This is a genomic window from Erwinia sp. PPS120, from assembly GCF_047918655.1.
GTDB lineage: Bacteria > Pseudomonadota > Gammaproteobacteria > Enterobacterales > Enterobacteriaceae > Erwinia > Erwinia tasmaniensis_A.
In genome coordinates, this window is the sequence record NZ_JBLREF010000007.1 from 185,474 (window position 1) to 207,113 (window position 21,640).

Below are 21,640 nucleotides of genomic sequence, written 5' to 3' on the forward strand. Positions count from 1 at the left end.
GGTCATCACGTTATGTCATCATCCACTAATGTGCAAACGAAAAGCCCACTGGCGCGTGATTAAGGCCAGCCAAAAGCGCTTTTATGACTAATCGCACGTGTGACAGTCTGATGTTATTGAAACTGATTGCTATTTGCATTTACACTTGGGGCTTCACATTTACAGCAGAAAGATTATGACGACGCTGACCGAAACATCATTACCCCGCCGTTTTTCCCTGCCCGTGCTGCTCTCCATTGCGCTGCACGCCATGGCGATTGGCGGGATCCTTTATGCTTCCTTTCACCAGAGTGTTAAATTACCTGAAGCGTCTCAGCCTATCAGCGTGTCACTGGTTGCTCCGGCTGTACAGCCCGTGCCACAGGCGGCTCCCCAGCCTGTGCCGCCGCAGGAAACCGTACCGGAACCTGAACCAGAAGCGGTTCCCGAACCCGAACAGCCAAAACCTGTGCCCGTTGCCATTCCTAAACCGGTGCCGAAGCCTAAACCCAGGCCGAAGCCTAAATCCAGGCCTGAACCGGTCAGGAAAGAGGTGGTAAAGCCGAAGAAGCAGGTAAAACCCGAAACTGAAACCCGTCATGCTGCGCCATTTAGTGAGCATCCGGCTACAGCGCCTGCGCCATCGACGGCACCGAAGACTTCATCGACGCCTTCCACCTCATCCGTTTCCAGCGGGCCGAAAGCAGTGAACATCGGTAAACCCGCCTACCCGACACGAGCCCTGGCGCTGAGAATAGAAGGGCAGGTTCGCGTACAGTTCGACGTTGACAGCTCCGGCCAGGTGGAGAATATCCGCATTATCTCTGCCGAGCCGCGCAATATGTTCGAGCGCGATGTGAGGCAGACGATGAAGAAGTGGCGTTATGAGCCGAATAAGCCAGGTAAGGACATAAAGATGAATGTCATGTTCCGCATCAATGGCGGCTCAAGTATTGAATAAATGCTCAGCCGGAGGGGCGCATTGCATAAGCAACGCGCCCGGGCAGGGCGAAGACGACGGGGGCCTGCTACCCTCTCCGCCTCACAAAAGTGAGGGAGTCAGTCCCGTTCGTTGAGGTCAAAATGACCTTTTCCCGCTGGCAGCGGTCGGGCTTTCCCCTGGCCGTCCACGGCGACATAGATGAACACTGCTTCGGTAGTACAGTAGCGCTGACCGATAGGTTCAGATGACACTTTCTTTATCCACACTTCAACGTTGATCGTGATTGAGCTGGTTCCTGTGCGAATGCACCGGGCATGGCAGCTCACCACGTCTCCCACCGCCACGGGCTTCAGGAAGGTCATGCCGTCGGCGCGTACGGTAACAACGCGTCCACCGGCAATCTCCTTTGCCAGAATCGCGCCGCCCATATCCATCTGTGACATCAGCCAGCCGCCAAAAATATCGCCGTTGGCATTCGTATCAGCAGGCATAGCCAGCGTTCGCAGAACCATTTCGCCCTGCGGAACGCGATTAGTGTCATCGCTCATTAATAGGCTTCTCAATAAAAAGTGCTGAAATGCCCGGAACGCTTTCCGGGCGGATAAATTATTTTTCTTCCTGGGGCATGATGCGGTAGATATAAAGCCCACTGATAACGGTGAAAACCAGGGTCAGGCCGGTCAGACCGAATACTTTAAAGTTAACCCAAAGTTCCTGCGGCAGCCAAAATGCGACATAAATATTTGCCAGGCCGCAGGCGAAGAAAAACAGCGCCCAGGCAATATTTAGCCTGCGCCAGGCCGTGGCCGGCAGCGTCAGCTCTTTGCCGAGCATGCTCTGGATCAGGGGCTGTTTCATCCAGAACTGACTGAACACCAGCGCAACGGCAAACAGGGTGTAGATCACTGTAACTTTCCATTTGATGAACTCATCATTATGAAATACCAGCGTCAGAGTGCCAAATACGGCGACCAGCACAAAGGTAATAATGGTCATCTTTTCCAGCTTGCGATAGAGCACCCAGCTGGCAACCAGCGCCAGCGCCGTTGCTACAATCAGCGCACCTGAGGCGACGAAGATGTCATACAGCTTATAGAAAATGAAAAAGACAACGAGAGGGAGGAAATCAAGTAGCTGCTTCATAAAGGTTTCCGGATAACAGACTCAGGCGAACAATCATAACCGGGTGCCCTGAGGCGGGCACCCGGTTATGACTAACGTAACAGCATATAGAGACGATAGAGATAGATAATCATTATCGCTGAAATCAGATTACTCAGGGCATTAAGCACGACCGAGGCAACGTTGGCGGGCAGGACGGTCAGCGACGATGCCAGCAGCAGCACAACGATTTTGGCCAGCAGCCAGAGTGCCACCGCCGGCGCAACCAGCTTAAGGTGTCCCCATACCAGGCGCATGCTGAGTCGCATCGAGGCAAAAATACCCACTTTCTCCGCGCTCAGTACGATGGGAGCCAGCGCAAGAACCACGGCCAGCAGGACACCGGGCACGACCAGCACCATAAAGCCAAGCTGCACCACCAGGGTCATAATAAACACCAGCAGCAGCAGGCGCGGCAGCGAGGCTGCCGAGGTACCGATAGCACGTAGCGCGCTGACCCGCTGACCCGCTGACACCATCGGGATCAGGGTGAGCATGCCGCCGAGCAGCAGGGTATTTCCCACCAGCGAAGCAAAAGTACCGGCTGCTGAAGCGCGAAGCAGAATACGCTGTTGATCGGGCGACATATTCTGAACCATTTCCAGCAGGCTTGTACCCGAGCCACGACTGCCGTCGGTCAGCATGGAGAGTTGATCGGCCCCGGGCGTCAGCGCGTGGCCGATCAGAACGGTGATAAATGAGGTTAGCAGCGACATCAGTACGATGGTAACCAGCTGATGACGTAAAAAATTCCCCGTGTCACGGTATAACGAGCCAGCCGTGATTGACATGTACTCTCCTTTCAAGCCTGCATTAATGATCCGGGGATTGTACATGGTCTGGGGCGAACCTGGCACCCTGACTTACATAACTTTCATTTAAAGAAGGTGTTACGGGATAAAACAGCGGCGGCAATCCATAGCGTGCCCTGGCCCGGTCACAGGCCTCATTCACCACGCCATCTTCGCCGGAACGGCCAAACTCCCGGCAGGGGGAGGGGCGCTGCTGATAAATTCCGCAGGAGACACAGCCGCCAGGTTCGCCCTCCAGCGCCACGCAGCGCGGCGCAGCCGCGTTGGTGCCGCGCATAGTGCGCAGGAACAGATTCAGCGGCTCGGTCAGGTCAGCAGGCACGGTGCCGCCGCCATCGTCGGCTTCTGCCCAGTAAAAAGAGACGCGAAAATGGGCGCAGCAGGCACCACAGTTAATGCAGGGGTTAACATTATCGCTCATCCGATTACCCCGCCCTCAGGCGTCGAACCAAAATCACATGGAAGGAGATAAGCAACATAAGCCGCCGGATATGTTCCCGCAAGGGCTATTTACTGCGCTTGTGAGGGATATAAATTGATCTAAATCAAATCGTTGTTTTTTAAGAAGTTTAAAAGAATTGATTAGGGTGATTTTCCCGTTAATCAATGTAAATATGTCGCCAATAAAAATGACGGCGTGTATTGCGCTCTTCTGAAATTGCAAAGGAGTGATGATGAAACTGAAAGCACTGGCCCTGGCCCTGGTAACGCTGCTGCCCGCGGTGGCGTCCGCACATCAGGCAGGCGATTTCTTTATACGGGCAGGCTCAGCGACTGTGCGCCCCACGGGCGGTTCGGATAACGTGCTGGGGCTGGGTGAGTTTGACGTCAGCAACAACACCCAGCTTGGCCTGACGTTTACCTATATGGCCACCGACAATATCGGTATCGAACTGCTGGGGGCCACGCCTTTCCGCCACAAGGTGGGTCTGGCCGCCACTGGCACGCTGGCGACCGTACACCAGCTGCCGCCAACCCTGATGGCACAGTGGTATTTTATGGGCAATACCAGCAAATGGCAGCCTTATGCCGGCATCGGTATTAACTACACCATGTTTTATGACACTGATTTCAATCAAACCGGGCGCGATAACGGACTGAGTAATCTGAGCGTTAAAAACACATGGGGCATCGCCGGGCAGGTGGGGCTGGATTACCAGCTGACGCCGAACTGGATGCTGAATGCCTCACTCTGGTATATGAATATTGATACCAAAGTCCGGTTTGATGCGGGCAGCGACCATCAGAGCATCGATACCCATATCAATCCCTTCGTCTTCTTCTTCGGTGCGGGTTATCGCTTCTGATTTCAGGCGAAAAAAAGGCGCACTCAGTGCGCCTCTGTAATTTGATAAAGCGTTTTATTTGATCTGCATATTGTTGGTTACCGCAGTTACGCCTTTCACGGTACGGGTGATTTGCACCGCACGGTTAGCCATCTGCGGGGTTGAGACAAAGCCGCTCAGCTGAACGCGACCTTTGAAGGTCTCAACGTTAATTTCCGTAGACTTCAGTGAGTCATCCTTCAGCAGTTCGGTTTTCACTTTGGTCGTTACTACCGTGTCATCAAGATAACCACCGGTGCCTTCTTTAGTCGGGGTCGGCGCACACGCGCTGACTGTAATAGCCACTACTGCTGCAACAACCATACCCGTCAGCATTTTAAACAACTTCATTATCGATCTCCCTGTCATCTTTGATTGGCATAAGCCGTATTTACAGAAACGCTCTGTAGCCTATCTAGTGTTAGCCACGAAATGGAAATTATCAAACCTGAGCGCTTAAAATAGTGTTGAAATAACGCCTTACCCGGTCAGGCAGGGCGTTAATCACACTGTTAGCGCGTCGCGGCCTTCAGGCTGCTGACAAAGGACTTCAGCCCGGCCAGCATTTCCGGGGGATTGGCATGATGTTTTTCAATAATTTTCACAATAGCGGAACCGGAAATTGCCCCCGCTGCACCCGCGGCCAACGCCTCTTTAACCTGAGAGGGCTCAGAGATGCCAAAGCCCTGTAGCGGCGGTGCGGCATGATACTCATAAAGCTTATCCACCAGGTGGCCCAGCGGCAGAGCGGCGCGGGTCTCGGCACCGGTGACGCCCGCGCGCGACAGCAGATAGGTATAGCCCCGGCCCCATGAGGCGATCTCCCGCAGCAGATCGTCACTGGCATTTGGCGGGCAGATAAATATCGGCGCAACGTTATGCCGCATGGCGGACTGTCGGAAAGGGGCCGATTCTTCAATGGGAACGTCTGCCACCAGCACCGAATCCACACCGACCTGCTGGCAGCGTGCAAAGAAATTATCAATGCCGTTTGAAAACACCAGGTTTGCATACATCAGTAAGCCGATCGGCATCCTGGGGTATTTCTGACGAATGGTTGCCAGCATCTCGAAGCAGATGCCCGGCGTGACGCCCGCTGCGAACGCGCGCAATGTGGCATTCTGAATCGTCGGACCGTCAGCCAGCGGATCGGAAAAGGGGATACCCAGCTCCAGCGCATCGGCGCCGCCTTCAACCAGCGCGTCGACTATCTGTAGCGACAGCTCAGGCGTGGGATCGCCCAACGTCACAAAGGGGACAAAGGCACCCTCTTTGCGCGCCTTTAACTGTTTGAATAGCTCGTCGTAACGTTCCATCAGATCTCTCCCTTCGCGGTCAGAATATCGTGCACGGTAAATATATCTTTATCGCCCCGTCCCGACAGGTTCACCACCAGAAGCTGCTCTTTCTCAGGCGCGTCGCGCATCATTCTCAGGGCGTGAGCCAGCGCGTGTGATGACTCCAGCGCCGGTATGATCCCTTCGCTTCGGCAGAGAAGCTTAAATGCATCCAGCGCCTCGTCATCGGTAACAGAGACGTAATCAGCGCGGCCTGAGCTGTTAAGGTGGGCGTGCTGAGGGCCAACCGAGGGGAAGTCCAGACCGGCAGAGATAGAGTAAGACTCCTCGATCTGCCCGTCTTCGGTCTGCATCATCGGGGCTTTCATACCAAAATAGATCCCCACGCGACCATGTTTCAGCGGTGCGCCGTGCTCGCCGCTTTCGATGCCGTGTCCGGCAGGCTCAACGCCAATCAGGTTGACGGAAGGCTCATCAATAAAGTCAGCAAACATGCCGATGGCGTTAGAGCCGCCGCCGACGCAGGCAATAAGCGCATCAGGCAGGCGGCCTTCTCTTTCGAGGATTTGCGCTTTCGTCTCCTCACCAATCATGCGCTGGAACTCACGGACAATCGTCGGGAAGGGGTGCGGGCCTGCCGCAGTGCCGAGCATGTAGTGGGCCTTCTCATAGCTGCCGGACCAGTCGCGCAGCGCCTCGTTGCAGGCATCTTTCAGCGTTGCCGAGCCGCTGTGCACCGGGATCACCTCGGCACCCATCAGACGCATCCTGAACACGTTCGGCGACTGTCGCTCAATATCTTTCGCACCCATATAGATACGGCACTTCAGACCCAGCAGTGCGCAGGCGAGGGCAGAGGCGACGCCGTGCTGTCCGGCACCGGTTTCTGCGATAATTTCGGACTTACCCATTCGCTTAGCCAGCAGCGCCTGACCCAGAACCTGATTGGTCTTATGCGCGCCGCCGTGCAGCAGATCTTCGCGCTTCAGATAAAGACGGGTCCGGGTGCCTTTGGTCAGATTTTTACACAGGGTCAGCGCGGTTGGGCGACCGGCATAGTTTTTCAGCAAATCGTTAAATTCAGCCTGGAATTCCGGATCGCGCTGCGCGCTGACAAAGGCTTCTTCCAGCTGATTCAGTGCGGGCATCAGAATCTGCGGCACGTACATGCCGCCAAATTCACCAAAGTAGGGATTCAATAAAGTCATATTGCGTCTCTTTTCGTTGATCGGGCCGGACGGGGCCAGCCCAAACGGCATCAGTAAGCCTTCAGGGTTTGAAACACCGAAGCAATTTTGGCGGCGTCTTTAACGCCGGGCTGGCTTTCAACGCCGGAGTTAAAATCTAAGCCCGCGCAGCCCAGCTGTGCAGCCTGAACGCAGTTATCTGCCCCCAGACCGCCCGCCAGCAGGACATTATCCAGCGTCTGGCCTTCCAGCAGCGACCAGTCAAAATTCTTACCGCTGCCGCCGTTACCGTTATCGAAGACGTAGCGATCTACGCCCAACCAGTCGCGGATCGGGAGGGTATTAACGATGCTGAATGCCTTCCAGATCTGTACGCCAGCGGGCAGCTGCGCCCGGAGCGCTTTAACAAAATCGCGATCCTCATCGCCGTGCAGCTGAACCGCATGCAGGCTCAGTGCTTCGGCAGTGGTGACAATGTCACTGATAGCACTGTTGCGAAACACGCCGACATATTTAAGTTTAGCGGCATGCGTTATCGTGCGCGCGGTGTCGATGGTCACCCAGCGCGGGGATCCTTCAACAAAGATCAGGCCGCCGTATATAGCACCCGCTTCCCGCGCGCTCCGGGCATCGTCAGGGCGCGTCAGTCCGCAGATTTTGTTATCACCCATGATGACCCTGCGCACTGCGGCGGCCAGATCGTCTTCGGACATTAGCGCGGAGCCAATCAGGAAACCGTTGGCAAAATGGCTGAGCGCGCGGACCTGGGCGTAGCTGTTGATACCCGACTCGCTGATCACGGTTACGCCGTGTGCCACCTTCGGTGCCAGGCAACGCGTGCGATCCAGATCAATCGACAAATCGCGCAGATCGCGGTTATTAATGCCGACCACTTTGGCGCCCAGCGCAGTAGCGCGCGCCAGCTCGTCTTCGCTGATGGCTTCGGTCAGCACGCCCATATTCAGGCTGTGCGCGACGGCCGCCAGCTGACGATACTGATCATCATTCAGCACCGAGAGCATCAGCAAAATGGCATCGGCCTGATAGTAACGCGCCAGATAGATCTGGTAGGAGTCGATGATAAAGTCCTTGCACAACACCGGCTGGGTGATGGCCGCGCTGACAATCGACAAAAACTCGAACTGCCCCTGGAAATATTTCTCATCGGTTAGTACCGATACGGCTGAGGCGTAATCTTTGTAAACACCGGCAATAGTGGCCGGGTCAAAGTCCGCGCGGATCAGCCCTTTTGAAGGGGAGGCTTTCTTACACTCCAGAATAAACACCGTTCTGGCCCCTCTCAGCGCATCATAAAAGCTGCGGGTGGCGGGGACGATGTCGTTCTGGAAGGAGGCCAGCGGCTGCTGCTGCTGACGCGCGGTCAGCCACAGCGCTTTGTCCTGCACAATTTTAGCGAGTACGGTATCCTGCATGATTATCCTCTTGCTGCCAGTGCCACAACGCGCTCGTAAGCTTTGCCACTGCGAATGACGTTTAGTGCCTGCTGCGCGTTTTCACGCAGATCTTCATGTCCGAAAACTTTTAACAGCAGGGCGACGTTGATTGCCACGGCCTCTTCGTGCGCGCGCTCGCCTTTACCCTGGAGCAATCGCGTTAAAATGTCACGATTTTCTTCTGGCAGGCCGCCCGCCAGCGCTTCCTGCGGGTGGAAGCTCAGTCCGAAGTCCTCCGGCGTCAGCTGATAATGGGTGATTTCGCCATCGCGCAGTTCTGCAATATGGGTTGCGCTGTGCACCGCGACTTCATCCATGCCGCCGCCATGAACCACGGCAGCACGCTGATAGCCGAGCATTTTCAGAGTTTGCGCCACCGGAAGCACCAGCTCCGGGCTGTAGACGCCGATCACCGCCAGCGGAGGGCGGGCCGGGTTAATCAGCGGGCCGAGCACGTTAAACAGGGTGCGCGTTTTCAACTGCTGCCGTACCGGCATCGCATGACGGAAACCGGTGTGATACTGAGGAGCAAATAAAAAGCAGACATTAAGCTCATCCAGGGCTTTGCGCGCCTCATCTGCAGGCAGGTCGAGGCTGATGCCAAAGGCGGCGAGCAGATCGGACGACCCTGACTTACTGGAAACGCTGCGATTGCCGTGCTTGGCGACTTTCAGACCGCAGGCCGAGGCGACGAAGGCACTGGCGGTAGAGATATTGATGCTGTTGCTGCCGTCACCTCCGGTGCCGACAATATCTGCAAATGGATAATCCGGGCGCGGGAAGGGCTTTGCATCTTCCAGCAGCGCGGTTGCCGCTCCGGCAATCTCTTCAGGGCGCTCACCGCGTACCTTCATTGCAATCAGCGCGGCCGCCAGCTGTGTGGGTTCCAGCTGCCCGGTAATAATAGCGGTAAACAGCTGGTGGCTCTCGGCCTGCGTCAGGGGGGTCGCCTGGTATAGTTTTTCCAGAATAGCGTTCATCATTCTCTCCTTATTTTACGCCAGCGCCCAGGCGAGGGTTTGTTCCAGCAGGCGCGCGCCCTGCGTGGTCAGAATAGATTCCGGATGAAACTGCAAGCCACAAACGCGATCGTTATCGTGACGAACGGCCATCACCATGCCATTGAAGGTGGCATTAACCGTCAGTTCCTCCGGAATATTGCTGCCGACCAGCGAGTGGTAACGCGCCACCGGCAGCGGGTTGCTTAATCCGGCAAACATTCCCTCGCCGTCATGGGCGATCCCGGAAGCCTTCCCGTGCAGGATTTCACCCGCCTGGCCGACGTGACCGCCCCAGGCTTCGACAATGGCCTGGTGACCGAGGCAGATACCAATAATGGGCAGATGACCCCGCAGGCGTCGCAGCAGTTCAGGCATACAGCCTGCGTCTGCCGGTGCGCCGGGACCGGGAGAAAGCATCAGCACCGGTTTTTCCATGGCCTGGAGGCGGTCAATCAGCGTCTGTGCAGGGGCGCTGTTGCGATAAACCACCACGTTATGTCCAAAGGTCCGCAGCTGGTCGACAAGGTTGTAGGTAAAGGAGTCAAAGTTATCGAGCAGTAGAATATCGGCCATCAGAATATCTCCTTGCAGTGATGAGCGGTGGCAATGGCCCGCAGGACAGCGCGGGCTTTGTTGCGGCACTCGTCCGCTTCGGCCTGCGGTATCGAATCCAGTACGACGCCCGCGCCCGCCTGAACGGTTGCGATACCATCCTCAACGTAGGCCGATCGGATAACGATACAGGTATCCAGCGAGCCGTAGGCGGTAAAATAGCCCACCGCGCCGCCGTAGCTGCCGCGCCGGGTGGCTTCAGCTTTAGCAATCAGCTGCATGGCGCGCACCTTAGGCGCGCCGCTCAGCGTACCCATATTCATGCAGGCGCTGTAGGCGTGCAGCACGTCCAGATCGCCACGCAGCTGGCCCACCACGCGCGACACCAGGTGCATGACAAAAGAGTAGCGATCGACTTTGGTCAGGTCGGCAACATAGCGGCTGCCCGGCTCGCAGATGCGGGCCAGATCGTTGCGCGCCAGATCAACCAGCATCAGGTGCTCCGCCAGCTCTTTATGATCGGTGCGCATTTCCAGCTCGATGCGGCTGTCCAGATCCCGGTCCAGCGTGCCGTCGGCGTGTCTGCCGCGCGGGCGGGTCCCGGCGATGGGATAAATTTCAATCTGGCGGCTGGCGGCGTCATATTTCAGCGAGCTTTCCGGCGAGGCTCCGAACAGGCTGAAGTCGCGATCCTGCATAAAAAACATATAGGGGCTGGGGTTGCTGTTTTTGAGCGTCTCATACGCCGCCAGCGGAGAAGGACAGGGCAGAGAGAAGCGCCGTGAAGGCACCACCTGGAAAATTTCGCCCGCCCGAATCGCCTTCTGCATTTCACGCACCACGCTGCAATACTCTTCGTCGCTCTGGTTGCCGCTCAGCACCATTGATTCGACCGGCTGCACCGGCAGTGGCGCTGCTGGCTGGAGCATCTGTGCGTGAAGCTGCTCGATACGGCTTTGCAGGCGCAGAAATTCTGCGGGCGCCGGGCTAAACAGGCTGGCCTGCAGTCGGGCGGTCTGGTGCTGATGATCGATAATCAGCAGCGTTTCTGCCAGGTAAAAACAGTAGTCAGGACAGCGCTGATCGTTGCCCAGGGGAGGCAGGTCCTCGAACCCGGCGACCAGATCATAGGCGAACAGACCGCCAAGCAGCACGGCCTCGCGCTCCTCCTGCGGGCTGTTAACCAGCTGCGGGATCAGCCGCAGCGCGTCAAAAACGGAGGTTGCCTTAAGACGGGAATCCTCATCCTGGACGTCATTATTTTTTGGGAACCGGAGTTCACGACCATCGGGACGCGGGCTGTTGCTTACGTCCTTGGGCAGTGCGGCATCAAGCAGCGGCAGTATGGCCCGGCCATTCTCCGAAAGCGCCTGAATGCTGACCACGTCGTTTAGCGCACTGATGCGCAGCGCGCTGTCAACGATCAGCAGGCTTTTCAGGTTGCGCTTACTGTCGATGTCAGCCGACTCAAGCAGCAGCGTTGAGGGACGGGCACCGCAGAGCTGATGAAAAACGGATGCCGGATCTTCGCGATAGGGCGCATCGCCGGTTATCAACTTCACTGTAGGTCTGGGGTTTTGCATGAGGTCAGTTCTCTGAATTTTGCTAAAAAAAAAGCCCGCTTAAGGCGGACTCGGGTATCTGCACAGCGTCTGATGACGTTTATGACTCCTCCGCCCGTTCAGGGAGAAGTACGCCACCAGCAGGTCATGACTAACGTGAATGTTTTCATTTTTCAGATACCCTTGCATGTGAACTTGTGTACTAGTTAACTGGTTCGTGGCAAAAAAGTCAATACTCTTTTTCTCTCCGCTGATAATTCTGGTTATCATGTTGCTCCATTTATTCCGCCGATGCCGGAGCTGTTTTGAGCGAACCCACCCTTCTTAGTTCTTTTCCCATTTACGATCTTCACAGCCATACCCGCGCTTCCGACGGGTTTCTGACCCCGGAGGCGTTGGTGTTGAGAGCCGTGGAGCATCGCGTGGGCGTGCTGGCCATTACCGACCACGACACCACGGAAGGGGTACAGCCCGCGCGTGAGGCGATTGTTAAGCATCAGCTACCGCTGCGACTGATAGCGGGCGTTGAAGTGTCCACGCTGTGGGAAAACCATGAGATCCACATTGTCGGGCTTGGCGTCGACTGCGATCATCCGGTACTGGTCGCGTTTCTTGAAGAGCAGACCGCGCGTCGCCATGCCCGTGCTGAAATTATTGCCGAGCGACTGGAGAAAGCACGTATTCCCGGCGCGCTGGAAGGCGCAATGGCGCTGGCGGAGGGAGGCGCCATTACCCGTGGCCATTTTGCCCGCTTTCTGATTGCTCAGGGAAAGGCCGATAACATGGCGCAGGTGTTTAAAAACTATCTCGCCCGGGGGAAAACCGGCTACGCGCCGCCACAGTGGTGTACAATTAAACAAGCCATTGATGCTATTCATCATTCTGGTGGTCGAACCGTACTGGCACATCCGGGTCGCTACGGACTGTCGGCCAAGTGGCTTAAGCGCCTGATCTCACATTTCAGTGAAGAGGGCGGTGACGCGATGGAGGTGGCGCAGTGTCAGCAGGCGCCGCATGAACGGACTCAGCTGGCGCGCTACGCGCAGGACTATCGGCTGGCCGCATCGCAGGGCTCTGATTTTCATCAGCCCTGCCCGTGGATTGAGCTTGGTAAAAAATTGTGGCTTCCGGGGGGCGTTGAGGCCGTATGGCAGCGCTTCCCTGAAATAGAGTAGGTTTGTTCCGCCCGCCGGCGGCAAACGAGAGGTTTTTAATGAGTCAATTTTTTTATATTCACCCGGAAAACCCGCAGCCGCGCCTGATTAAACAGGCCGTTGAGCTGCTAAATAAAGGCAGTGTAATCGTTTATCCTACGGATTCGGGTTATGCGCTGGGCTGCAAGCTGGAAGATAAAACCGCCATGGAGCGTATCTGCCGCATTCGCAAGCTGGACGGTAATCATAACTTCACGCTGATGTGTCGCGATCTTTCAGAATTATCAACCTATGCCTGGGTCGACAATACGGCGTTCAGGCTGATTAAAAATAATACGCCCGGCAACTATACATTTATCCTCAAGGCGACGAAGGAAGTCCCGCGACGATTAATGAGCGATAAACGAAAAACCATTGGTCTGCGCGTACCCTCTAATCCGATTGCGCTGGCGCTGCTGGAAGCACTGAATGAGCCAATGATGTCAACGTCGTTAATGCTGCCCGGCAATGACTTTACGGAGTCCGATCCGGAAGCCATTCAGGACGAAATAGGTAAGCTGGTGGATTTAATTATTCATGGCGGCTATCTGGGGCAGCAGCCGACTACGGTTATCGATCTCACGGAGAATACGCCGGAGGTTATCAGGGAAGGGGTTGGCGACGTACAGCCTTTCCTGTAGCCATGCTGGCTGACCTGCGGGATATTTTACCCGCAGGGCAGCTATTGATCGTTGCGCATGTCTGTCCAGTTCCGGAAGGGCATTTAACCTGGTTCAGGTTGTGGACTTCGTCAGCCACTCTTTAAAATCCTGATAAGGAATATAGAGTGAAACGTTTTTCAGCGGTGTTGATGCACTCCTGTGGTTTTTGACTTCACTGGTGAAGCCCACAATGACGCCGCTAATAGTGTCATCACTGTTATAAGCTGCTCCACCAGACATGCCTTTCACCACGCCAGCATTCGATGCCATAGCGACACACGGGCGTTTATTCCACTCATTTCTTATCCCGGTTAGCGCCAGGTTCACGCCCGAAGATTCGACTGGCATCGCAGAGATAAAGCTATAACCATACATTTTAACGGGTGCGCCCACTTCGGCGCTGCGGAATTTTGCGAGCGTTGCGGCATCATTTTTGTGGTAAATGATCGCCAGGTCGCAATAGGGATGGTAAGCCTTAACGCGCTGTACGGAGAACTTAGCGACGTGAGCGGCGGTAAGGCTGTATTCTGGCGTCAGTGGGATACTGGTGCCCAGCGCACCGATACCCAGGACGGTAGGAATGCCGGTGAAATTCATATCAACCCGCTTCATTGCCTCGCTGCTGTACTGATATTTACCCACAGAGCATCCGGTCAGCGTTAGCGAGGCTAACACCGCAATCATCACTATTTTTTTCATCGTTCATTTACCGAGTCGGACACGTCAGAATATCCCTGGTGAAGATAATTGACGTGAAAGCCGATGCTGACGTCAGGTCAGCAAGTTGTGAGAAGCGCGAGCTTCCCGTATTTTTTAAATCAAAATTTTATAAAGGCTTATATTTATATTTACGACTTTAAACTAAGTTATAATATTTTTTTACATTTTAATCAGGAGACAATTTGTCTGCCTGAGTGAATTCTACACACTCTTATTAATCAGGCAAACTAATTAATAGCAGAGCGAAACGAAGAAAGGACTAAACAGGAATTAAGCTAATTTGCAATGATGTTAAGCTATTTCCTTCCTTTTATTTGGTCACAAGTGCTGATTTTTCGGCTAAGATATAGCATAAAGTATCGTATGTGGCTAATTTAGCGGTTATTACAACCAGACACATCATTTACATCCTCTGGGGGTATTTTAAGTCAAACTGAGGCCAAATAGCTCCTGAAACGGGATGAAATAAAGGAGGTGATTATCACAGCAATAGGTAGCGGGGTATCATACGCAGAACTTAATTATTAATTTATCCTCAACGGAAAAGTATTCTGAGCCAAATCAAAAGCGTGGTGTAAAAGGTATTGCGAATGCAATAGTAAGCCAAATAATTCGTCAAAAGGCTGAGCCTATTACAGCATTTGGTGAGAGGATGACTATTCAGAAACATCTTTTTGTGCCCTGCCTGTAAGGGCACCAATATGAACGCCGACGTAAATAGCGGCATGTCTGTCACCCACGACACCGATCACGACATATGAGGATGCCCGTAAATAAATGGCGGCGTGATAGCAACAGCTGGACAGGCGCAGCGCCAGGATGACGGCCCGTAATGCGTATCGTCCTGTGCTGTCGCATAAGTAATTAACAGAATCCTTTATCGGTAAAATCGTGTAGTATGTGCGGCCACGAATCCTTGTGGATGGCAGCGCGCGCAAGGCATGCCATCTGTAAAGTACATATAATACAACAGATTAAGTAGCTTACACCGTGCCTGTTGTTTAGCGATATATCATGACGCCTGGGAAGGCGACAAAGAGGGTGCTCCATGAGCGAAAAGTTACAAAAAGTTTTAGCGCGGGCCGGCCACGGTTCCCGTCGCGAAATCGAATCAATGATTTCAGCCGGACGCGTCAGCGTGGACGGCAAAATGGCTACGCTGGGTGACCGCGTTGAACCGTCTCAGGCTCTTAAGGTGCGTATTGACGGACACCTGCTCTCATTAGCCGAGTCTGCAACAGAAGTGTGCCGCGTTCTGGCGTATTACAAACCAGAAGGTGAACTCTGTACACGTAACGATCCCGAAGGACGTCCCACCGTTTTCGACCGTTTACCTAAGCTACGCGGTGCCCGCTGGATAGCAGTAGGGCGTCTGGATGTAAATACCTGCGGCCTGCTGCTGTTCACTACCGACGGTGAGCTGGCTAACCGCCTGATGCATCCAAGCCGTGAAGTGGAAAGGGAATATGCGGTACGCGTGTTCGGCCAGATCGATGATGACAAGATTAGGCAGCTCAGCCGTGGTATCCAGTTGGAAGATGGTCCTGCCGCCTTTAAGACGCTGAAGTTTTCAGGCGGCGAAGGTATTAACCAGTGGTATAACGTGACGCTGACCGAGGGCCGCAACCGCGAGGTTCGTCGTTTGTGGGAGTCCGTCGGCGTTCAGGTGAGTCGATTAATTCGTACCCGCTATGGTGATATCAATTTACCGAAAGGATTGCCGCGCGGTGGATGGACAGAACTGGATTTGGCGCCAATTAACTATTTGCGTGAGCTGGTCGGTCTGCCTCCGGAAATCAACAGCAAGGTAGCGGTAGAAAAAGATCGTCGTCGCACTAAGGCCAATCAGATTCGCCGCGCGGTTAAGCGTCATACCCAGGTCAGCGGTAGCCGTCGTCCTGCGGGTAAGCCGGCGAAGAGTAGCACCAGAAATAAGAGTCGTTAAGTCGGTACGCTATCCGCTGTTGCAGTGCGCCGCGCGCCCTCACGCGCTGCGTGCTGGCTTCGACTCCGACGCCCGGCCGGACGGCCCGGTTGCGAGCGGGCATCCCTGCCCGCCGCTCCCTGAGTGTAGCATCCCTGCTGCCTTCGCCTGGCCCTCCGTCTTCGCCGCAGCGCTGCGAATTGCCCGTCACCCGCTGGGATTGTCCACCTGTCGGGCAATTGAGCCGCTTTTAACAAAACAGTTATTGCCCAACAGAGGCCTGAAACGCTCGCCTCTACGTCCTTTCATCCGCAAGGACTCAGGGCGGATTACACGATAGCTGTCCCACTTTTTCGCTCCCAGCCTGAACCTGCTACCCGGGCATCTGCCTTCTTCTTTAACTTTTGCTGAGGCTACTGATGGCGAACCCCGGCCATTACTCCGCCGCGCCAGGTTTGCGGCCCGGCTGAGCATCGAAGCTGATGCCGGTTTCGCCTTTACTGTCGTCGCCCATCAGATAAAGATAAAGCGGCATAATATCTGCCGGTGTTTTCAGCTTACCGGCATTCTCCTGAGGGAAGGCGCTGGCGCGCATTGCGGTGCGCGTCCCACCCGGATTGATACAGTTAATTCGCAGCTGCTCCGGGGCATACTCCCCGGCCAGCACCTGCATCATGCCCTCAGTGGCAAATTTTGATACGGCGTAAGCGCCCCATCCCGCACGGCCCTGACGACCTACGCTGGACGAGGTAAACACCAGGGAGGCACCGGGAGAGAGTAACAGCAGGGGCAGCAGCGCCTGAGTCAGAAAAAAGGTGGCGTCAACGTTCACCCGCATCACCTGCTGCCAGACCTGCGGATCCTGTTTATCCATCGGGACAATATCGCCCAGCAGGCCAGCATTGTGCAGTACGCCATCCAGTCGGGAGTAGCGCCTGCTGATTTCGCTGGCAATACGCTGACAGCACGCTGGCGTAGCCGTAGCGAAATCCAGGACATACAGGCTCGCCGGGGGCAGGCCAAGCGCGGCAATCTCCCCGGCTACGGCCTCGAGCTTTTGCAGATTACGTCCCAGTAGTAGAACCTTTGCGCCATGGCGGGCATAGGTGATTGCCGCTTCACGGCCAATGCCGTCGCTTGCACCGGTAACGAGAATGTTGCGATCGGTTAGCAACCTGGCGCTGGGGTGGTAGTCCATAAAAATTCCTCTGGTGATTATAGGGCGGCAGACAGCGAATTTAACTCACTGTCTGGAGAAGCATGGCTTTATGCCTTAAAAAATCCATCGATTCAACGTTGGCAGGAATGAAAAGCGTATGCAAAGGCCAGGATTCTGGCGACGACGGAGAGTGTCTCAGCTACACTAGCGGGTGACTAAATATGATGTTAAACAAGGCGGAATGAGTGGAATTACTCTCTTACTATGGGCTTTTCCTGGCCAAAACGGTCACCGTGGTGGTGGCGATTGCAGCCATTGCCATCCTTATAACCAATCTGATGATGCGCAAGCGTGCGCAAAGCGGCCAGCTAAAGATAGTACACCTGGATGAAAACTACCGGGAAATGAAGGATGAAATGATGCTGGCGGGCATGGAGGCTCATGAGCAAAAGCTATGGCACAAGGCGCAAAAAAAGAAGGACAAACAGCAGGCAAAAGCGGCTAAACAACGGGCAGAAGAGGGGCTGGCAGTGAAAAAGGCCAAACCAACCCTGTTTGTGGTCGACTTCAAAGGCAGCATGGATGCGCATGAGGTCAGCTCGCTGCGTGAAGAGCTTTCGGCGGTGATGGCGGTTGCTAAAGAGCAGGACGAAGTGTTGCTCCGGCTTGAAAGCCCCGGCGGCGTCGTCCATGGATACGGTCTTGCCGCCTCACAGCTGCAACGCCTGCGCGCGAAAGGCATTCGCCTGACGGTAGCCGTGGATAAAGTTGCCGCCAGCGGCGGCTATATGATGGCATGCGTAGCGGATCGTATCGTGGCCGCTCCCTTCTCGATCATTGGCTCGATCGGCGTTGTCGCGCAGATCCCCAACTTCAACCGTTTGCTAAAGCGTAACGAGATTGACGTGGAGCTGCATACGGCGGGCGAGTATAAGCGTACGTTGACCCTTTTCGGTGAGAATACCGAGCAGGGACGGGAAAAGTTTCAGGAGGATCTTAATGAGACGCACGTGCTGTTTAAGCAGTTTGTGCATCAGATGCGTCCTTCACTGGATATCGACAGGGTGGCGACGGGCGAACACTGGTTTGGCACCCAGGCGCTGGATAATGGGCTGATTGACGCCATTGGGACCAGCGATGATTTAATCATTGATCGTCTTGAAAGCCATAAGGTTATTGCGGTGCGTTTTACACGCCGCAAAAAAATGATGGACCGCTTCACGCAAAGTGCGGCCAGCAGCGCCGAACGTCTTTTGCTACGCCTGTGGCAGAGGGGGAATAAACCACTGCTGTAAGGAGTGGGACGCCCGCGCTGCGGGCGTCAGGTACTCAGGTGATAGCGCGGAGAAAGCGTTACCGCCAGCAATTTGAAGACGTTAAACACTGCCGTACTTTTTTGTGAAGGCAGTCCCTGCTCATCCAGAAAGTAGTTCCCGCGAAAAATTAGCAAATCGCCCTTTTGCTCAACGTCCGTTGCTTCCATACCCGGGAAGTAGTTCTCATGATCGGCAATCATCTGGTTTGCCAACTGAAGCAGTGGGGCACGATCAATGGATTCGGTCTGTTTCATCGAATTCTCTCCTTTATAGTCACGCTCACAACGATAAGTTTACGTCCGGTATGACCTCCGGGGCAAGAGCCAGACAGAGTCTGCGCCATGCAGTTCTTTTTTCCCTGGTTCCTGGCGTAAATGCCGGGCAGATGCTAATTAAGTTGCGTATCAGATTTTATCAGGTACAGTGTGGGCGTTTCAGGTTCCGGGCGTAAAAGAGACTTTACGCATTGTTAGGAATGCGCTTAACAGGTTGTAAAAGGTGTCGTTAATCAGCAGGTTGGAAGCCTGAACAGGAAGAGGTGATGGAACAAATACTCACGGGGTAGCCTTGATTCTACCCGACCTTAACGCAATGCTATTGCCTTCGGGCATACGGCACCCTCTACACTCGGATGTTTTAAACAGGTAAAGGTAAATATGGGCAAAGCTCTCGTAATAGTTGAGTCCCCGGCAAAAGCCAAAACGATCAATAAATATCTCGGCAATGACTACGTGGTGAAATCCAGCGTTGGTCATATCCGTGATTTGCCGACCAGTGGCTCAACGGTTAAAAAGAGCGCTGACTCTACAACCAGTAAACCGGCTAAAAAGGTTAAGAAGGACGAAAAAACGGCACTGGTAAGTCGTATGGGCGTCGATCCTTACCACGGCTGGGAAGCGAACTATCAAATTCTTCCGGGAAAAGAGAAGGTGGTTTCTGAACTGAAATCCCTTGCGGAAAATGCTGACCATATCTATCTCGCAACGGACCTTGACCGCGAAGGGGAGGCCATAGCCTGGCACCTGCGGGAAGTGATCGGTGGCGATGACTCACGCTTCAGCCGCGTGGTGTTTAACGAAATTACTAAGAATGCGATTCGTCAGGCTTTTGAAAAACCGGGCGAACTGAATATCAGCCGTGTTAATGCCCAGCAGGCCCGCCGGTTTATGGACCGCGTCGTGGGCTATATGGTGTCTCCGCTGCTGTGGAAAAAAGTGGCTCGCGGTCTGTCAGCCGGACGCGTACAGTCCGTGGCGGTCCGCCTGGTGGTGGAGCGTGAGCGCGAGATCAAAGCCTTCGTCCCGGAAGAATACTGGGAGCTGCATGCCGATCTCAGCACCCCTAAAGGTACAGATCTGTTGATGGAAGTTACCCATCAGCATGATAAACCCTTCCGTCCGGTGAACGGGGAGCAAACGCAGGCGGCAGTCAGCCTGCTGGAAAAAGCGCGTTATGTTGTCGCCGATCGTGAAGATAAACCGACCAGCAGCAAGCCAGGCGCGCCTTTTATTACCTCTACGCTGCAACAGGCGGCGAGTACCCGCCTGAGCTTCGGCGTGAAAAAGACCATGATGATGGCCCAGCGTTTGTATGAAGCGGGTCACATTACTTACATGCGTACGGACTCGACTAACCTCAGCCAGGATGCGATAAGCATGGTGCGCGGCTACGTTGAGAGTGAGTTTGGTGATCGTTATCTGCCAAAAGCGGCGAATACCTATACCAGCAAAGATAACTCACAGGAAGCGCACGAAGCGATTCGCCCCTCAGATGTTAGCATTCTGTCCGATCAGCTGAAAGATATGGAGCCTGATGCACAACGGCTCTACCAGCTGATCTGGCGCCAGTTTGTTGCCTGTCAGATGATGCCAGCGCAATACGACTCCACCACGCTGACTGTTACTGCCGGTGACTTCAAGCTTAAAGCGCGCGGTCGTACGCTGCGTTTTGATGGCTGGACCCGCGTCATGCCCGCTTTGCGTAAAGGTGACGAAGAGCGGACGCTCCCGCCGGTTGAACCCGGTGAAACGCTGGATCTGAAAGCGTTGAAACCGGCTCAGCACTTTACCAAACCACCGGCACGTTTCAGCGAAGCATCGCTGGTACGCGAGCTGGAGAAGCGCGGCATTGGGCGCCCATCAACCTACGCTTCGATCATCTCGACTATCCAGGATCGTGGCTATGTTCGCGCAGAGAGCCGCAGATTCTATGCGGAAAAAATGGGTGAAATCGTTACTGACCGCCTGGAGGAAAACTTCCGCGAGCTGATGAACTACGACTTCACGGCGCACATGGAAGACAGTCTGGACCAGGTAGCGAACAATGAAGTGCAGTGGAAGGGCGTACTCGATACGTTTTTTGCTGACTTTACTCAGCAGCTGGAAAAGGCCGATAAGGATCCGGAAGAGGGCGGCATGCAGCCGAATCAGATGGTCCTGACTTCAATCGACTGTCCGACCTGTGGGCGTAAAATGGGGATCCGTACGGCCAGCACCGGCGTATTCCTTGGCTGCTCGGGCTATGCACTGCCGCCAAAAGAGCGCTGCAAGCAGACCATTAACCTGATCCCTGAGAATGAAGTCCTGAACATTCTTGAGGGTGATGACGCTGAGACCAACGCGCTGCGCGCCCGTCGTCGTTGTGAGAAGTGCGGAACGGCAATGGACAGCTATCTGATTGATAATCATCGGAAGCTGCACGTCTGCGGTAATAACCCCGGCTGTGACGGATATGAAATCGAACAGGGCGAATTCCGCATCAAGGGTTATGATGGCCCGGTGGTTGAGTGTGAGAAATGTGGTTCTGAAATGCACCTGAAAATGGGACGTTTTGGGAAGTACATGGGCTGCACGAATGACGAATGTAAAAATACCCGTAAAATCCTGCGTAATGGGGATGTCGCGCCGCCGAAGGAAGATCCCGTTCCGCTGCCGGAGCTGGAGTGCGAGAAGTCGGATGCCTATTTCGTGCTGCGCGACGGGGCGGCTGGCGTATTCCTTGCGGCGAACACCTTCCCTAAATCACGGGAAACGCGCGCGCCTCAGGTTGAAGAGCTACAGCGATTTCGCGACCGCCTGCCGGAGAAATTACGTTACCTGGCCGATGCGCCCATTGCGGATGAAGACGGCAATAAATCCGTAGTGCGCTTCAGCCGCAAAACGAAGCAGCAGTATGTCAGCACGGACGCAGACGGCAAAGCCACGGGCTGGTCTGCTTTTTATGTGGATGGCAAATGGCAGGTGACGGAAAAGGCGGCGGCTAAAACCGCAGCGAAAACGTCAAAAACATCCGCTAAAGCCGCCACGAAAACCGCAGCGAAAACGTCTAAAACACCCGTTAAAGCCGACACGAAAACTGCAGTGAAAGCGACGACAACATCGGCTGGAAAAGCT

The 21,640-nt window shown here is 54.7% G+C and carries 18 protein-coding genes, 2 pseudogenes and 1 other annotated feature; of the genes and pseudogenes, 7 read left to right on the forward strand and 13 right to left on the reverse strand.

Going from position 1 to position 21,640, the window contains the following annotated elements; genetic code table 11:
- Window positions 1-175 precede the first annotated feature (175 nt).
- Window positions 176-940 (forward strand): TonB system transport protein TonB, encoded by a 765-nt coding sequence (tonB, locus tag ACLRGG_RS04520; protein ID WP_416248614.1) that lies wholly within the window; start codon window positions 176-178, stop codon window positions 938-940.
- 98 nt (window positions 941-1,038) lie between these two features.
- Here the strand turns inward: tonB and yciA are convergent, their stop codons facing one another.
- The 4 genes from yciA to ACLRGG_RS04540 form a co-directional block, all read right to left on the reverse strand.
- The gene (gene yciA, locus ACLRGG_RS04525; protein ID WP_416248615.1) at window positions 1,039-1,470 is read right to left on the reverse strand and encodes an acyl-CoA thioester hydrolase YciA; all 432 of its coding nucleotides are present in this window, start codon (window positions 1,468-1,470) and stop codon (window positions 1,039-1,041) included.
- Window positions 1,471-1,528: 58 nt separating this feature from the next.
- Complete coding sequence (locus ACLRGG_RS04530; RefSeq protein WP_416248616.1) at window positions 1,529-2,065, reverse strand: septation protein A; 537 nt, start codon at window positions 2,063-2,065, stop codon at window positions 1,529-1,531.
- A gap of 71 nt (window positions 2,066-2,136) precedes the next feature.
- Window positions 2,137-2,874 carry a YciC family protein gene (locus tag ACLRGG_RS04535; RefSeq protein ID WP_416248617.1) on the reverse strand — a complete coding sequence of 246 codons (738 nt, stop codon included), beginning with the start codon at window positions 2,872-2,874 and terminating at the stop codon, window positions 2,137-2,139.
- A 22-nt stretch (window positions 2,875-2,896) separates the two neighbouring features.
- On the reverse strand, window positions 2,897-3,316 hold the full coding sequence (locus tag ACLRGG_RS04540) for a YkgJ family cysteine cluster protein (protein ID WP_416248618.1): 420 nt from the start codon (window positions 3,314-3,316) through the stop codon (window positions 2,897-2,899).
- A gap of 253 nt (window positions 3,317-3,569) precedes the next feature.
- Between ACLRGG_RS04540 and ompW the strand changes: the two genes are divergently transcribed.
- On the forward strand, window positions 3,570-4,202 hold the full coding sequence (gene ompW, locus ACLRGG_RS04545; RefSeq protein ID WP_416248619.1) for an outer membrane protein OmpW: 633 nt from the start codon (window positions 3,570-3,572) through the stop codon (window positions 4,200-4,202).
- 54 nt (window positions 4,203-4,256) lie between these two features.
- On the opposite strand, the gene ACLRGG_RS04550 is transcribed toward ompW, so the two are convergent.
- The 6 genes and pseudogenes from ACLRGG_RS04550 to ACLRGG_RS04575 form a co-directional block, all read right to left on the reverse strand.
- Window positions 4,257-4,571, reverse strand: a complete 315-nt coding sequence (locus tag ACLRGG_RS04550) for a BON domain-containing protein (protein ID WP_067701463.1) — start codon at window positions 4,569-4,571, stop codon at window positions 4,257-4,259.
- A gap of 161 nt (window positions 4,572-4,732) precedes the next feature.
- On the reverse strand, window positions 4,733-5,536 hold the full coding sequence (gene trpA, locus ACLRGG_RS04555) for a tryptophan synthase subunit alpha (protein ID WP_416248620.1): 804 nt from the start codon (window positions 5,534-5,536) through the stop codon (window positions 4,733-4,735).
- A complete protein-coding gene (trpB, locus tag ACLRGG_RS04560) occupies window positions 5,536-6,726 on the reverse strand; it encodes a tryptophan synthase subunit beta (protein WP_416248621.1) in 1,191 nt (396 codons plus the stop codon). The genes trpA and trpB overlap by 1 nt, the downstream gene beginning before the upstream one ends.
- 50 nt (window positions 6,727-6,776) lie before the next feature.
- Window positions 6,777-8,138, reverse strand: coding sequence for a bifunctional indole-3-glycerol-phosphate synthase TrpC/phosphoribosylanthranilate isomerase TrpF (trpCF, locus tag ACLRGG_RS04565; protein ID WP_416248622.1), 1,362 nt, complete (start codon window positions 8,136-8,138; stop codon window positions 6,777-6,779).
- Window positions 8,139-8,140: 2 nt separating this feature from the next.
- Window positions 8,141-9,733, reverse strand: a pseudogene (gene trpD / locus ACLRGG_RS04570) (bifunctional anthranilate synthase glutamate amidotransferase component TrpG/anthranilate phosphoribosyltransferase TrpD).
- Window positions 9,733-11,295: an anthranilate synthase component 1 gene (locus ACLRGG_RS04575; protein ID WP_416248623.1), complete on the reverse strand. Its 1,563-nt coding sequence runs from the start codon at window positions 11,293-11,295 to the stop codon at window positions 9,733-9,735. The pseudogene trpD and the gene ACLRGG_RS04575 overlap by 1 nt, the downstream one beginning before the upstream one ends.
- Window positions 11,296-11,320: 25 nt before the next feature.
- Window positions 11,321-11,420 (reverse strand) — a sequence feature (Trp leader region).
- A gap of 159 nt (window positions 11,421-11,579) precedes the next feature.
- Between ACLRGG_RS04575 and rnm the strand changes: the two genes are divergently transcribed.
- A complete protein-coding gene (gene rnm / locus ACLRGG_RS04580) occupies window positions 11,580-12,449 on the forward strand; it encodes an RNase RNM (RefSeq protein WP_416248624.1) in 870 nt (289 codons plus the stop codon).
- A 38-nt stretch (window positions 12,450-12,487) separates the two neighbouring features.
- Complete coding sequence (locus ACLRGG_RS04585; RefSeq protein WP_416248625.1) at window positions 12,488-13,108, forward strand: L-threonylcarbamoyladenylate synthase; 621 nt, start codon at window positions 12,488-12,490, stop codon at window positions 13,106-13,108.
- A 93-nt stretch (window positions 13,109-13,201) separates the two neighbouring features.
- Here ACLRGG_RS04585 and ACLRGG_RS04590 read toward each other — a convergent pair whose 3' ends face one another.
- On the reverse strand, window positions 13,202-13,828 hold the full coding sequence (locus tag ACLRGG_RS04590; RefSeq protein WP_416248626.1) for a S1 family serine peptidase: 627 nt from the start codon (window positions 13,826-13,828) through the stop codon (window positions 13,202-13,204).
- Between the two features lie 1,069 nt (window positions 13,829-14,897).
- Here ACLRGG_RS04590 and rluB point away from each other — a divergent pair.
- Window positions 14,898-15,794 carry a 23S rRNA pseudouridine(2605) synthase RluB gene (rluB, locus tag ACLRGG_RS04595; RefSeq protein WP_416248627.1) on the forward strand — a complete coding sequence of 299 codons (897 nt, stop codon included), beginning with the start codon at window positions 14,898-14,900 and terminating at the stop codon, window positions 15,792-15,794.
- A 415-nt stretch (window positions 15,795-16,209) separates the two neighbouring features.
- On the opposite strand, the gene ACLRGG_RS04600 is transcribed toward rluB, so the two are convergent.
- A complete protein-coding gene (locus tag ACLRGG_RS04600; RefSeq protein ID WP_416248628.1) occupies window positions 16,210-16,971 on the reverse strand; it encodes a YciK family oxidoreductase in 762 nt (253 codons plus the stop codon).
- A gap of 206 nt (window positions 16,972-17,177) precedes the next feature.
- Here ACLRGG_RS04600 and sohB point away from each other — a divergent pair, with 206 nt between their 5' ends.
- Window positions 17,178-18,227: a protease SohB gene (sohB, locus tag ACLRGG_RS04605; protein ID WP_416248629.1), complete on the forward strand. Its 1,050-nt coding sequence runs from the start codon at window positions 17,178-17,180 to the stop codon at window positions 18,225-18,227.
- A gap of 26 nt (window positions 18,228-18,253) precedes the next feature.
- Here sohB and ACLRGG_RS04610 read toward each other — a convergent pair whose 3' ends face one another.
- Entirely contained in the window at window positions 18,254-18,502 is a 249-nt protein-coding gene (locus ACLRGG_RS04610; RefSeq protein WP_416248630.1) for a DUF2498 family protein, read from the reverse strand.
- A 402-nt stretch (window positions 18,503-18,904) separates the two neighbouring features.
- On the opposite strand from ACLRGG_RS04610, the pseudogene topA reads away from it, so the two are divergent.
- Window positions 18,905-21,499: pseudogene (gene topA, locus ACLRGG_RS04615) on the forward strand (type I DNA topoisomerase); the annotation flags it as partial.
- Between the last annotated feature and the right edge of the window lie 141 nt (window positions 21,500-21,640).

Coding starts and splice junctions, on each gene's coding strand:
- tonB (WP_416248614.1), top strand. CDS start 176: ATGACGACGCTGACCGAAACATCATTACCCCGCCGTTTTTCCCTGCCC.
- yciA (WP_416248615.1), bottom strand. CDS start 1,470: ATGAGCGATGACACTAATCGCGTTCCGCAGGGCGAAATGGTTCTGCGA.
- ACLRGG_RS04530 (WP_416248616.1), bottom strand. CDS start 2,065: ATGAAGCAGCTACTTGATTTCCTCCCTCTCGTTGTCTTTTTCATTTTC.
- ACLRGG_RS04535 (WP_416248617.1), bottom strand. CDS start 2,874: ATGTCAATCACGGCTGGCTCGTTATACCGTGACACGGGGAATTTTTTA.
- ACLRGG_RS04540 (WP_416248618.1), bottom strand. CDS start 3,316: ATGAGCGATAATGTTAACCCCTGCATTAACTGTGGTGCCTGCTGCGCC.
- ompW (WP_416248619.1), top strand. CDS start 3,570: ATGAAACTGAAAGCACTGGCCCTGGCCCTGGTAACGCTGCTGCCCGCG.
- ACLRGG_RS04550 (WP_067701463.1), bottom strand. CDS start 4,571: ATGAAGTTGTTTAAAATGCTGACGGGTATGGTTGTTGCAGCAGTAGTG.
- trpA (WP_416248620.1), bottom strand. CDS start 5,536: ATGGAACGTTACGACGAGCTATTCAAACAGTTAAAGGCGCGCAAAGAG.
- trpB (WP_416248621.1), bottom strand. CDS start 6,726: ATGACTTTATTGAATCCCTACTTTGGTGAATTTGGCGGCATGTACGTG.
- trpCF (WP_416248622.1), bottom strand. CDS start 8,138: ATGCAGGATACCGTACTCGCTAAAATTGTGCAGGACAAAGCGCTGTGG.
- ACLRGG_RS04575 (WP_416248623.1), bottom strand. CDS start 11,295: ATGCAAAACCCCAGACCTACAGTGAAGTTGATAACCGGCGATGCGCCC.
- ACLRGG_RS04585 (WP_416248625.1), top strand. CDS start 12,488: ATGAGTCAATTTTTTTATATTCACCCGGAAAACCCGCAGCCGCGCCTG.
- ACLRGG_RS04590 (WP_416248626.1), bottom strand. CDS start 13,828: ATGAAAAAAATAGTGATGATTGCGGTGTTAGCCTCGCTAACGCTGACC.
- rluB (WP_416248627.1), top strand. CDS start 14,898: ATGAGCGAAAAGTTACAAAAAGTTTTAGCGCGGGCCGGCCACGGTTCC.
- ACLRGG_RS04600 (WP_416248628.1), bottom strand. CDS start 16,971: ATGGACTACCACCCCAGCGCCAGGTTGCTAACCGATCGCAACATTCTC.
- ACLRGG_RS04610 (WP_416248630.1), bottom strand. CDS start 18,502: ATGAAACAGACCGAATCCATTGATCGTGCCCCACTGCTTCAGTTGGCA.